At 50.0% G+C, this 12,780-nt stretch carries 10 protein-coding genes; 3 read left to right on the top strand and 7 right to left on the bottom strand.

The window, feature by feature from the left end; genetic code table 11:
• The first annotated feature begins 140 nt into the window (after positions 1–140).
• Positions 141–872 carry a ZIP family metal transporter gene (locus BAZ21_RS17215; protein WP_068503340.1) on the top strand — a complete coding sequence of 244 codons (732 nt, stop codon included), beginning with the start codon at positions 141–143 and terminating at the stop codon, positions 870–872.
• An 81-nt stretch (positions 873–953) separates the two neighbouring features.
• Here the strand turns inward: BAZ21_RS17215 and BAZ21_RS17210 are convergent, their stop codons facing one another.
• Together BAZ21_RS17210 and BAZ21_RS17205 are read right to left on the bottom strand one after the other, a co-directional pair.
• Complete coding sequence (locus tag BAZ21_RS17210; protein ID WP_068503338.1) at positions 954–1,439, bottom strand: hypothetical protein; 486 nt, start codon at positions 1,437–1,439, stop codon at positions 954–956.
• A gap of 10 nt (positions 1,440–1,449) precedes the next feature.
• A complete protein-coding gene (locus BAZ21_RS17205) occupies positions 1,450–2,004 on the bottom strand; it encodes an NAD(P)H-dependent oxidoreductase (RefSeq protein WP_068503335.1) in 555 nt (184 codons plus the stop codon).
• A gap of 131 nt (positions 2,005–2,135) precedes the next feature.
• Between BAZ21_RS17205 and BAZ21_RS17200 the strand changes: the two genes are divergently transcribed.
• Positions 2,136–2,771: an efflux RND transporter periplasmic adaptor subunit gene (locus BAZ21_RS17200; protein WP_068503331.1), complete on the top strand. Its 636-nt coding sequence runs from the start codon at positions 2,136–2,138 to the stop codon at positions 2,769–2,771.
• 9 nt (positions 2,772–2,780) lie between these two features.
• The gene (locus BAZ21_RS17195) at positions 2,781–4,304 is read left to right on the top strand and encodes a DHA2 family efflux MFS transporter permease subunit (protein WP_068503328.1); all 1,524 of its coding nucleotides are present in this window, start codon (positions 2,781–2,783) and stop codon (positions 4,302–4,304) included.
• A gap of 142 nt (positions 4,305–4,446) precedes the next feature.
• On the opposite strand, the gene BAZ21_RS17190 is transcribed toward BAZ21_RS17195, so the two are convergent.
• The 5 genes from BAZ21_RS17190 to BAZ21_RS17170 all read right to left on the bottom strand — a co-directional run bounded on the left by BAZ21_RS17190 (position 4,447) and on the right by BAZ21_RS17170 (position 12,701).
• Positions 4,447–6,429 carry a heavy metal translocating P-type ATPase gene (locus BAZ21_RS17190; protein ID WP_256021632.1) on the bottom strand — a complete coding sequence of 661 codons (1,983 nt, stop codon included), beginning with the start codon at positions 6,427–6,429 and terminating at the stop codon, positions 4,447–4,449.
• 319 nt (positions 6,430–6,748) lie between these two features.
• A complete protein-coding gene (locus BAZ21_RS17185) occupies positions 6,749–8,170 on the bottom strand; it encodes a PEP-utilizing protein (protein ID WP_068503323.1) in 1,422 nt (473 codons plus the stop codon).
• 314 nt (positions 8,171–8,484) lie between these two features.
• The gene (locus BAZ21_RS17180; protein ID WP_068503320.1) at positions 8,485–10,863 is read right to left on the bottom strand and encodes a heavy metal translocating P-type ATPase; all 2,379 of its coding nucleotides are present in this window, start codon (positions 10,861–10,863) and stop codon (positions 8,485–8,487) included.
• Positions 10,864–11,050: 187 nt separating this feature from the next.
• A complete protein-coding gene (locus tag BAZ21_RS17175) occupies positions 11,051–11,419 on the bottom strand; it encodes an ArsR/SmtB family transcription factor (RefSeq protein WP_068503316.1) in 369 nt (122 codons plus the stop codon).
• Between the two features lie 157 nt (positions 11,420–11,576).
• Positions 11,577–12,701, bottom strand: coding sequence for an NADH:flavin oxidoreductase (locus tag BAZ21_RS17170; RefSeq protein ID WP_068503313.1), 1,125 nt, complete (start codon positions 12,699–12,701; stop codon positions 11,577–11,579).
• Positions 12,702–12,780: the final 79 nt, after the last annotated feature.

Here is a 12,780-nt window from a genome sequence, read left to right as displayed (position 1 = left end):
TCTCTTGTTTAATAGCTTCCTGTGACTTAGACTGATTCTAAATCCTAATTTCATTATGCGGAAAGAGCTGTAAACAGTCAAATGAAGTTTTCATGAAGCGACGCTGGAAGATTAATCAGGTATGGAGGGTTATCCCGATTATGAATGATGTTTTTGTAGGCAGTCTTATCTCTGCCCTGTCCACTGGACTAGGTGCTGTGCCCATATTATTTATGCGCAATGTTACGCATCGACTTCGCGATGTTCTGCTGGCTTATGCCGCAGGAATCATGACCTCTGCATCCGTGTATAACCTGATTCCCGAAGCCATGCAGCATTCCAATTGGTTTGTGCTGTCTGCCGGTATTTTGCTTGGCTGTCTCGTATTATTGGTGATGGAAAGGTATATCCCCCATGCCGACCTGGAGGACCCGGATTCCAAGACCTTTCAGCTGGAGTCCAAATCTTTTCTCATTATTGCGGCTATTACGCTGCACAATTTGCCGGAGGGGCTTTCCGTCGGAGTCAGCTATGCAAGTGAAACCCAAAATCTCGGCAATCTGATCGCCTTTTCAATCGGCCTGCAAAATGCCCCGGAAGGCTTTATCGTAGCCTTATTTCTCGTGAATCAAAATATCGGTCGTTTCAAGGCATTGGGTATTGCCACCCTTACCGGAGCTGTGGAAATCATCACGAGTCTGATCGGATTTTTTTTGAGCAGCTGGGTGAACGGATTGGTGCCTTATGGCCTTGCTTTTGCCGCCGGAGCCATGATGTTTATTGTCTACAAGGAGCTAATTCCCGAAAGTCACGGAGACGGCAATCAGCGAATTGCCACATTTTCTTTTATTCTCGGCTTGATTACGATGATTGGGCTAACCGAATGGCTGTAGCCGGGCAACATAAAAAGGCTGCTTTTCTGCCTGTAATCCAGACAAAAAAGCAACCTTATTGGCGTGTTCAATGAAGAACCCTCATTTGTTCCGATTCATGGAGCGCAGTGCTTCACGGTACTGCTCGTCCTCACTTTTAGGAGTCTCATTCTCTTCCTGGATCATTTTGGAGCGTCCATCCTTTTCCTCGCCCTTTCCAGCAAATCCACGTAAAGCTGCTCGATAATCCTGATCATCGTAAGTATCCTGATAAGTATCCCGGTAAGCATCCTGGTGATCTCTACGCTCACCTTCCAGCTTTACATCCGCATGGGTATCAGGCACCTTGTGATGCTCCTCGGCATGATGTTCGCTGGCATCAACAGCCTTATGCTGTGCCTCTCGCGCATGATCCGGCAACTCCCGTATCTCAGGCTCCACCTGCACAGGATAAGGACGCTTGCTTCTTTGCCGTGAATCCTCATCGGCTTGGCGAGCCTTGGGTGAAGACTTGCGCACCATCTTCGTATTAAATACCAGCAAAAAGATAAGGGCAACCGCAGCTACTCCGATAAAAGCAATGGTCATGGGCGGCCTCCTATTCTTTTGCAGCGCTACGGTACCGTCCCGCCATCTCAGCGACCCGTTTGCCCAAAGAGCGACCTAATACAAGATCATCACCTGTTGGAAAATTTGGCGGCCCATTGGGGTCTGTCTCTACCGGACAGGTTACCCCTACGCCGTAATAAGAGCCGTAGAGTGCATTTTCCGTAATATTGGCGGGCAGTCCTACAATAATCATGCCTTGATGAAGCATCGGGGTGATCAAATTCAGAAGTGTTGATTCCAAGCCGCCATGAACCGTAGCGGTTGTGCAGAACACCGCGCCGATTTTATCCACCAGCTTGCCCTGCGCCCACAGATACCCGAGCCTATCAATCCAGCTTTTCAGTCCACTGCTGATCGTGCCAAAATGGCCCGGGCATCCCCATATGATCGCGTCTACACTCCCCAGCTCTTTCACATCGGCCTCATTCACATGCTTTAGCAGCACTTCCGTGCGCTCCTGGCGCGCGCCCTCTGCGATCGAACGAGCAAGACGCTCGGTATGCCCATTTTCACTGTCATATACAATCATGATTCTGGTCGTCATTATGCGCATCATCCTTTGTCTGCAAAATCATCCTTTTCGCATGCGCTCTTATCCTCTCCCGAAATCCAACTGAATATTATAAAACATATGGCGCATACTTTGAAAATCCAAGAACTAGGGAGGCATGCAACATGAATTCACGCGCCATATTAGTCAATCTGCTGGTTATTATCATTATTCTTGCAGGAGGCGGAGCCGCCGCCTATTACTACAATCAATCCGCCAGCTACATAAAGACCGACAATGCCCAAGTGAGCGGACAAGCGGTTACCGTTGCCTCTCCAGGCGCAGGCAAGCTCACAGGCTGGAATGCCGAGGTTGGCAAAACCTATACCGCCGGAAATACACTCGGTACGGTAGAGGGAGGCGGAAGCCGGATTAGCATCACAATTCCAACCGATGGCACCATTGTGCAGCAATCAGCGGTAAACAACTCGATTGTTGGGGTGGGTACACCCTTGGCGAAGGCTTTTGATCTAAACAATTTGTGGATAACCGCCAATATAGATGAAACAGCTGTAAAAGATCTTCAAGTTGGACAGACAGTGGATGTATATATTGATGCATTTCCGGACACTTCCCTTACCGGCAAGCTCGAAAAGATCGGCCTGGCGACCGCATCAACCTTTTCACTACTGCCTACTTCCAACACTACTGCCAACTATACCAAGGTGACACAGGTCGTACCTGTCAACATATCCATTCAAGGCTACAAAGGGTTGGGTATTATCCCGGGGATGAGTGCAACCATCAGAGTTCACAAGTAGGAGGCTGTCATGGATCAAAAAATGTCCGTCGGACGCATTCTGTCCGTACTGTTGCTGGGCGCCTTCATTTCCATTTTAAACCAAACACTGCTTAACGTGGCTATTCCACACCTGATGAATGATTTCAATGTATCAGCTACTACCGTTCAGTGGCTATCCACCGGATATATGCTGACGAACGGGATTCTGATTCCAATCACCGCTTTTTTGATTGAATCATTCGGAACCCGTGCGCTTTTTATCTCCGCGATGGGGCTGTTCACCGCCGGGTCTGTCGTCTGCGCTGCCAGTACCGGCTTTGCACCGATGCTGGTCGGACGCGTCATTCAGGCCAGCGGAGCGGGCATCATCATGCCTGTGGTCATGAACGTATTCCTGACGGTGTTCCCCCCGGAAAAACGTGGCGCTGCCATGGGGACGATGGGTATCGCTATGATGTTTGCCCCGGCGGTCGGACCCACTTTATCCGGCTGGATTGTAGAGCATTATAGCTGGAGGCTGCTATTTTTGCTGGTTATTCCGCTGGCAGTCATTGATATTCTGTTCGCCGTACGCTGGCTCAAAAATGTGTCCAAGCTGACGAAGCCGCATTTTGACCTGATGGGAACCATTTTTTCCACGCTGGGCTTCGGCTTGCTGTTGTATGGCTTTAGTTCCGCCGGAGACAAGGGCTGGAACAGCAATACCGTTATACTTTCACTCGCTGCCGGGGTCGTATTTATTGTATTTTTTGTCGTACGTGAGCTAAGCATGCTAGAACCTATGCTGGAATTTCGGGTGTTTAAATACGATATTTTTACGGTATCTACACTGGTTGGGGCTACTGTCAATATGACAATGTTCGGCGGTATGCTGCTACTGCCGATTTATTTGCAAAATATACGCGGCTTTACGCCGCTGCAGTCCGGTCTGCTGCTGTTGCCGGGCGCACTGCTGATGGGTGTAATGTCACCGATATCAGGGGCCGTTTTCGATCGTATCGGCGCGAGGCCGTTGGCGATTATCGGATTGATCATTACAGCAGTGACGACATGGGAATTCAGCCTGCTGACCGATGCCACCACCTACGGACACATTATGGTCATCTATACGATTCGCAGCTTTGGTCTGTCGCTGCTGATGATGTCCGTACAGACGGAAGGGCTTAACCAGTTACCTCCCCATCTTGGCAGCCACGGCACAGCCATGTCCAATACAGTGCGGCAAATCGCCGGTTCTATCGGTACCGCTTGGCTTATTACCGTCATGAGCAGTCGGACTACGATTCATTTGGCCGATTATGCGAATGTCGCTACCACAGCCAATGCCTCTGTTACGGAAGGGGTGGCACAACTGGGACAAACTCTCGCGCAAACGGCTGGTGTTTCGCCGGAAACCGGCTCTGCGCTGGCACTACAGCAGGTATACCGAAGTGCCGTTACGGAATCGACGATCCATGGTATTAATGATGCCTTCATCATCGCTACAGGGATTGCGTTAGCGGGACTCGTCTTTTCCCTGTTCTTGCGGCGCTCTACACCGCGCCGAAGATAGACGTCCAGCATCGGCGCGAGCCAGATGTATAGATGGGCTTACTTTGTATACAAGATAGGCTGGCACTGCACAAGAAGGAGCATTCACGCCCTTGGATATTAAGGGAGTTGAATGCTCCTTCCTGTTTTGTGATTTTATTAGCTTATGACCTCAGCAAGCGCAAGCCGTTCAAAATAACAAGCAACGTGCTGCCCTCATGCCCAATCACACCGAATGGCAGGGCTATATCCTGCACAAAGTTGCTGACCACCAACAGCAGAATGACGCTTACGGCGAAGATCATATTTTGCTTGACCACCCGCTGCGCCTTGCGCGCCAGTGCTATCGTCGGAGCGATCTCTTCAATTCCGTCGTTCATCAGCACGACGTCGGCAACCTCTAGCGCAGCTCCGCTGCCGTTCATTCCCATGCCGAGTCCGACGGTTGCTGCTGTCAACGCCGGAGCATCATTCACACCGTCGCCGACCATGACGACATGCCCATATTGCTCCCGCAGCATGCGAATATGGCTGACTTTGTCCTCTGGAAGCAAGCCGGCATATACGGCGTCTACTCCAGCCTGCGCCGCAATCACGGCGGCGGTTTCCGGTCGGTCTCCGGTCAGCATGACGACCCGGATGCCCTGTGCTTGCAAGCGTTTCACGGACTCCTGCGCCTGTGGACGCAGCTCGTCACGCAGCGCCAGCATTCCGGCAATCCGGTCATCCGCGAGGATGATGGAAACGGTTTTGCCCTCGGCCTCCAGCCGGGTGCGAGCCTCTATCCACTCCGGCTCTGCCAGAGGACCAGGTTCATCCAGCACATCTGTGCGACCGATTTTCCACTTCACCCCGCCGATCATGCCTTCCATCCCCCATCCAGTAAGTGCCTGCACTTGCTCGGCTGCGAGAAGCTCCCTTTGTCCCAAATTGGCTTCGGCTTTGGCTACAATCGCTCGGGCCAGCGGATGCATGGAGTAGCTTTCGATCGTGGCGACAATGTGTAAAAGCTCGTCGGAATCGTAATCTGCGGCGGTAATCCAATCGGTTACGACAGGTGCTCCCATTGTTAGCGTGCCTGTTTTGTCAAAAGCGACCACAGCTGTCAATGCCATATTTTCCACATGAGCGCCACCTTTGAACAGAATCCCCCGGCGGGCACGGTTGGAAATGGCCGACAGCATCACTGGCATAATGGATGACACGAGGGCACATGGCGAGGCTACGACGAGAAACACCATGGCCTTGTAAAACGCCGCCGCCCACGTCCAGCCTAATGCTAAGGGCGCACCTGCAATGACGATCAGCGTGACAACAACCACAATTCGGGCGTAAATCGACTCGAACCTTTTGATAAACCGTTGCGAATCAGGAACTTCAGTCTGAGCCTCTTCGACCATGCGAATGATTTTCGAAAATAAAGTGTTTTCAGAGCACTGGCTAACCTCTATATACAGCACGCCTTCCCCATTAATGGTGCCTGCATATACCTCGTCAGCCGCCACCTTATTCACCGGAACAGATTCCCCGGTAATGGATGCCTGATTCACCGCCGACATGCCCTTGGAAATTCGGCCGTCGGCTGGAATCAGTTCGCCCGGCTTTACCAGCAGCAGGTCGCCTGGCAGCAATTGCTCAATGCCGACAGTTTCTGTCCCCTCGGGGGACAGGCGCAGGGCCGTCTCCGGCTTCAATGCCATCAGCTCGGAAATATCCTTGCTGCTGCGCTCGTTGGTATAGCTCTCCAGTGCACCGCTGAGTGCAAAAATAAAGATCAGCATGGCTCCTTCATTCCAATAGCCGATCGTCGCAGCCCCCAGGGATGCTGCAATCATGAGCAGATTAACATCCAGATCACGCTCACGGATTAGTGTTGCTACTCCTTCTCTGGCCTTGGCCCATCCCCCCAGGGCATAGGACACCACATACAGGATGACCGATAGCCATTGCGACCAATGTGAAATACCCCATGCCATCAGCATTAGCATTCCACTGCCGAGAGCAGCCTGCATCTCCTTGTTTTTTAGCATGCTTTTCAGCTGAAACTGCGGTTTGCGATTCGGACCGGGGCGTCCGCTGCCACTGCTTTTTGAACGTATCTGAGCAGAAGAAGATAAGCTCTCTTGAAGTTGTTGAACAGCTTGCATCATGTCACATTCCTTTCCGTATTTGTTCTTTGTACCTGCATCTCGTTGAGAATGATATCCATTGTTAAGGCCCTTAAAATAGCACATGCTGCTTCGGGAAACCCGAAGCAGCATGTTTGGCAATGAGAATGATAATCATTTTTGCATTAATACAATTATTTTGGTTTAATGAAACTTTTGTTTTATTATATACCCTCTTTTTCTGGTTGTAAACCCGCAAGGTCCCAAATTAAAAGGATACCCACGTAAACAACGCAGGCACCCTTTTGATTTTACAGCAGTCCGCATTTGAATTTCGTGTTACCTTCGAGCTTTGGTACTACTGTGGAAATTGCTGCGCGTGTTTGTGTAAAGCATCCGATGAATGCTGCTCAGAGCGCTGCAGAACTACATAACGCGCAGTCCCTATGCGTGCAGCCGGAACGGCTTCATTCGGACAGATGATCCCCGTCAGCTCGTTTCCCCAGACTGCAGACCCATCCAGAGACGGATAAATTTTATCTAACGCCAACCAGATCGGAAGCTCAGGCTTTACACACCGAATAGCCTCTGTTATGCCAGTGAGCGCAGCGGCACCGTTCCTATGATCATTCGCGCAAGCCGCATATAACCGCTCCTCAGCCTCACTGTTAGCGGATACAATCGGGATGACCTCTAAAATCATCGTATCAGCAAAGCGTGCCATTTCCGCCGCTTGAGATGCCTGCTTGGCGCTGGCGTGCTCCCCGGAATGTACATGCTGTCCATTCAGTAGTTGGCTTTCGTCAGGCTTCATAGATACGCCTACCGTCAATAAAACGCCTACCCGATACGGAATGCAACGCAGACGTCCACATAAGGTTTGCTCCGCAACACCGTCAATCCAGTCCCGGATTGCCCGGAATTGGTTAACATCAGCCGGATTGCGCACCAAAATCTCCAGACGAGGCTCTCCTCCCTGGCGAACGCTTCGCAATGCTGCACGCAGCAATGCTTCCAATTGCATATCTTGCAGGCTGCCGATGCCCACCACGTTATTCTGTTCGATCAGGGCTATACTGAGCGGTGATCCGTTCAAAGACTCAAACAGGCCTTCATACTCCGTTTCCAACAGGCCGATGATTCTGCGGGACAAATGCTCACACAAGCCAGGCAAGCCAGACGCCTTATTAAACGTTTTGTACGTGTCTGATGCACAGGAGCCTGGAATAAGGATGGGGTTGGGCTTCCCATTAGGGACAGGATTCATCTGTCCAGACTCTGCAGCATCCAGATAGGCATAGCATAATTCCGCAACACGGCTGGACATCTGTGACAAGGGGCCGTGTAAAAGGCTGTAGCCGTCAAAACTATCTATAGCTAGGATAGATGCCGGCTTGGTACTTAAACGATTCACATTTTCAGGAGCATCCCCATAAATCCGTATCGGTGTATGCCTGTATTCATCGCTCCATTTTAACAGTGTATCTATCGCTTTCCTGCTATCGGTGTTACCCTTATTCAGCGTTATTTCCCCAAGCAACTCCGGGGTCACAGCCAGTAATGCCTCCTCCCGGCTAATAACGCCCTGATCGGATATACCAGCCAGCCAGATCAGTGGCGCTTCCTCCTGTGAAGCAGATACTTCGCTGCATCCTGCCATCAACGAATCGATGATCAACCTTCGTGCAGCAGCCTCACTAATCGACTTCCGATCCTCGCAATCCCGGCTGTTTTTGCTGTCCAACAGCTCTGCGAAAACATGCATCCATTTAGCCTCCATGCTACTAATCCATCCTTTCCTCCGTCAGCAAGTTGGCACACACGAATTCGAGCACACCACTCCAAAAGAGAGCGCTTACTCATAATTAAAGCCAATTTCACATGAACCTTACCTGTAAGCCTCTACCTTAACGTATTAGGCACACCCCACATTTATACATCTCTGTACAACGACCAGAAGTCATCATCAGAGGCCTCTATTGCTGCAGACAACAAGCATCATTCAAAATGCGCTAACCATAAAAAAACACCCCGGATTTCACAGGATGGATACATCCAGTGTTAGTCCAGAGTGTTTATTTTTATTCGAAAGTTTTATTCATAAGAGCGAGCCTTCAATACACGCATTACATTCAATACGGCCAGCAGTGTCACACCTACATCGGAAAATACAGCTTCCCACATCGTAGCAATCCCAAACGCGCCCAACGTGAGGAATATCCCTTTGACACCTAACGCAAATATAATATTTTGCCATACGATATGGCGTGTGCGCTTGGCGATATGAATCGCCGTAACCAATCTTGAGGGTTGATCGTTCATGATTACGATATCTGCTGCCTCAATCGCAGCATCCGAACCCAAGCCGCCCATCGCTACACCTACGTCCGCCAGCGCCAACACGGGGGTATCATTGATTCCGTCGCCCACGAATAAAACCTTGTCGCTTGTTTTCTTACTTGCAGACAGCTGCTCAATTGCTTCGGCTTTATGCTGAGGCAACAGCTCTGCCCGTACTTCATCCAGACCCAGTTGACGTCCTACAGCCTCTGCGACCGTCCGATTGTCACCCGTTAGCATGACGGTCTTCACCACGCCCAGCTTTTTCAGTGAAGCAATCGTCTTGGCCGCGTCCTCCTTGACCTCATCCGAAATCAGAATACATCCGGCATATTTCTTATCCACAGCTACATGAACGACCGTTCCTTCATCCAGTGTCCCTGCCTGCTGCGCTGCGTTAAAAGCAACATGCTCTCGCTCCATCAGCTTCGCATTCCCGGCCAACACCAGACGACCATCAATCTGTGCCTGAATCCCGTGACCGGATATTTCACTATATTGCTGAACCCGCTCAGGTTGAAGCTCTTGACCAAAGGATTCACGCAGAGATGCTGCGATCGGATGCGTGGAGTGCAGTTCCGCCAATGCTGCGGTTTCCAGCAGGCTTTCCTTCGTAAAGCCATCCGCAGGATAAATCCCTGTCACACGGAAGACCCCTTTGGTGAGTGTACCTGTTTTATCAAATACAGCGTATTTCACATCATTCAAAGCTTCAAGATAGTTCCCGCCCTTGATCAGGATACCTGAACGTGAAGCTGCCCCGATTCCACCAAAGAAGCCGAGCGGAATGGATACCACCAGTGCACAAGGACAAGAGATAACGAGGAAAACGAGTGCGCGATATACCCAATCTGCAAACTGTGCACCTGGTACAACTAGCGGCGGGACGACCGCCAGCAGAAGCGCAACGATAACTACAACAGGGGTGTAGTATCTGGAAAACTTGGTGATAAACTTTTCAGTCGGCGCTTTTTTGGCGCTCGCATTTTGCACAAGCTCCAAAATTTTGGAGACGGTGGATTCGCCAAATTCCTTGCTGACCTCTACGGTCAGAAGTCCGTTCGTATTCATAAATCCGCTCAATACACTGCTTCCCGGCTCAACCGTACGAGGCACAGATTCACCTGTCAAAGCTGAAGTATCCACATGTGATTTACCGTCTACAACCTTACCGTCCAGCGGAACTTTCTCACCCGGCTTAATTACGATTAAATCACCTATCCGCACGTCCTCTGGCGAAACCCTCCGTACAGAGTCAGCCGTCTTCAGGTTGGCATAGTCCGGTCGAATATTCATCAAATCACTGATGGATTTGCGCGAACGGTTGACTGCAATGCCCTGGAACAGCTCCCCAATTTGATAAAAGAACATGACGGCTACCCCTTCAGGGTATTCTCCAATCGCAAAGGCTCCAACAGTTGCCAGCGTCATCAAAAAGTACTCGTCAAAGGCCATTCCCCGTACCAAACTGCGCGCAGCCTGTAGGACCACATCACCACCAACGATGATATATGCCAGTAAGAACAGGGCCAGCTTACCCACACCTTCCACAGGCAACCACCAGGCAGCAGCCCCAATGACAGCCCCGGCAGCCAAGCGGATAATCATGCGGCGCGTACCTTCCGCACCGTGATCGTGTGTATGCCCGGCATGACTGTCATCTCCATGCGAATGAGCATGATCATGGGTCGCATGATTATGACCCTCCGCTGAACGGTGGTCATGATGGTCATGTGCATGGTCGGCATGGTCATGCCCGTTGTGCGCATGGGCTTCTCCGCCATGGGCTTCATGGCTATGAGTATGGCCACCACATGCGCAGTCTTCTGTGGCGCATGCCTCAACGATACCAGCTTCACTTCGACTATCTTCACGCAAGCGTCCCCGGGGATTTTTGACAATCATCCGAACGTGAGGCTCCAATCTGTGAACCTTCCGTTCCGTTTGGCGAAAAATCTCTTCTTTTTGATCCAAGCTTGCGGTCATCGTCAATGTTTTCGTAACAAAATTGACCGAGCAATCAAGCACGCCTTCTATTTTACTGACTCCATTTTCAATCTTTAGAGCACAATTGGCGCAATCCAAGCCTTCTAAAACCCATTCGTGACGTTCCGTTCTTTTCAGAGCATCCATAATCATTGGCCTCCTGATAACTATATATGAGCACTTGTTCATGTATTGCTTGTTAAGGCCATTATATTCAGAATTAGGGTCAGAAGTCAATGATAATAGCCTCTTTTAACCAAAAAAATCATTTTTAACGGACAAGCACCAAAAGAGCGCCGATCACTTGGCGCCCTGCTGTTGTTTGTCCATAAAACTATTGATGTGAAATGTGCTGGTGGGTTTGCAAAAAAATCTGCTCCACATGATTATCATCCAGCGAATAAAACACCGTCTTGCCTTCCTTCCGCCGTTTGACAATACGCAGGTTGCGCAAGTAACGAAGCTGATGGGATACCGCAGATTGCCCCATGTTCAACACCTGAGTCAAATCATGAACACACAGCTCCTTTTGAGCCAGGGCGTATATGAGCTTGATCCGTGTCGGATCACTCAGTGCTTTGAACAGCTCCGACATTTTGTATGCGATGGAATCCTCAACAAGGGAAGATTTTATGCGCTCAATTTCTTGGTCTGAACCGTGACAAGCCGGCTCACAATCCAAAGCTTCCGTTTCAGAATTCATCCTTTTCACCCCATGTGTTTCGACTTGATACTCCTATTATAGCAAATTCGTAGAATTTACGAATAGCTTATATTACAGCTTGCCCTGTAACAGGGAAATTTCAAGTCTCCATTGGTTGGCTCTATCCGCGCACTATGACGTTGCGCTCAATCATAGCTTAATTCAATGATTTCAAAACTTCATCACTGTAAGGGATAATTTCTTCTGTCTGATGATCGCGCAGCTTGACCGCAAACGCCGGGTCTACCAATAAAGCCCGTCCAACTGCAACCAAATCAACCTCTTCCCGCTCTACCAGACCAACAAGTTGTTCCAGTCTCGCCTGAACACTGTTTGATTTATCAATTTCATTATGATGAGGTTTTTCCAGTTCACTCAAAAATGCTTTCTCCAAACCAATGGAGCCTACAGTAATAACCGGCTTGCCTGTTAACTTTTTGGTCCAAGCTGCTAAAGTCAGATCTGAACCCTCAAATTCCGGTTCCCAAAAACGGCGGCTTGAGCAGTGGAATACATCCACCCCAGCCTTCACCAATGGAGCCAGAAACTGTTCAAGTTCTTCCGGTGTCTGCGCCAATTTTTCTCCATAATGGTACATCTTCCACTGAGAGAACCGCAGTACAATCGGAAAATCCGGACCTACTGCACGACGACAAGCCTCAATGACCTCTACCGCAAACTGAGTACGCTGGACCAAATTGCCTCCGTATTGATCTGTACGCTTGTTCGTTTTGTCCCAGAAAAACTGATCAATTAAATAGCCATGTGCACCGTGAAGCTCAATGCCATCGAAGCCGACCCGCTTGGCATCCGCTGCTGCCTGGGCATAGGCTGCGATAATATCAGCAATCTCGGTCTCGGTCAACGGCTCAACTACCTTTTCACCAGCAGGAGAGATACCGGACGGACCGACAGGCAATGCCTCGGGATTCGGTTGGTTGTCCGCACCTATTTGGCGAGCTGTGCCCACATGCCAGAGCTGCGGTATAATCTTGCCGCCTGCCGCATGAACCTCCTGGACAACCTTCGCCCACCCCTTCAATCCCTCACCATAAAAGTTAGGAATACTCGTGTACTCCACGGCTGATGGATGATGAATAGCGGTTCCCTCGGTAATAATCAAGCCCACTGCATTCTCCGCACGGTGACGATAATACGCAGCAACCTCAGGGCCCGGTACACCTTGAGGGGAAAAATTCCGTGTCATTGGAGCCATAACAATCCGATTGGGAAGAGATAAATTTCCTGCCTTAAAAGGCGCAAACAATAATTCGGTATTCATTACTTTGTTCCTCCGCTCTCAACTAGTATTATCGTTTTTACTCCTCTGCTATACAATTCCATTCTACACATATATAAAC

The sequence above is a fragment of the Paenibacillus kribbensis genome, from assembly GCF_001705305.1.
GTDB lineage: Bacteria > Bacillota > Bacilli > Paenibacillales > Paenibacillaceae > Paenibacillus > Paenibacillus kribbensis_B.
The sequence above is the reverse complement of the archived record's forward strand: the minus strand, read 5'-3'. Positions and strand labels throughout refer to the sequence as shown.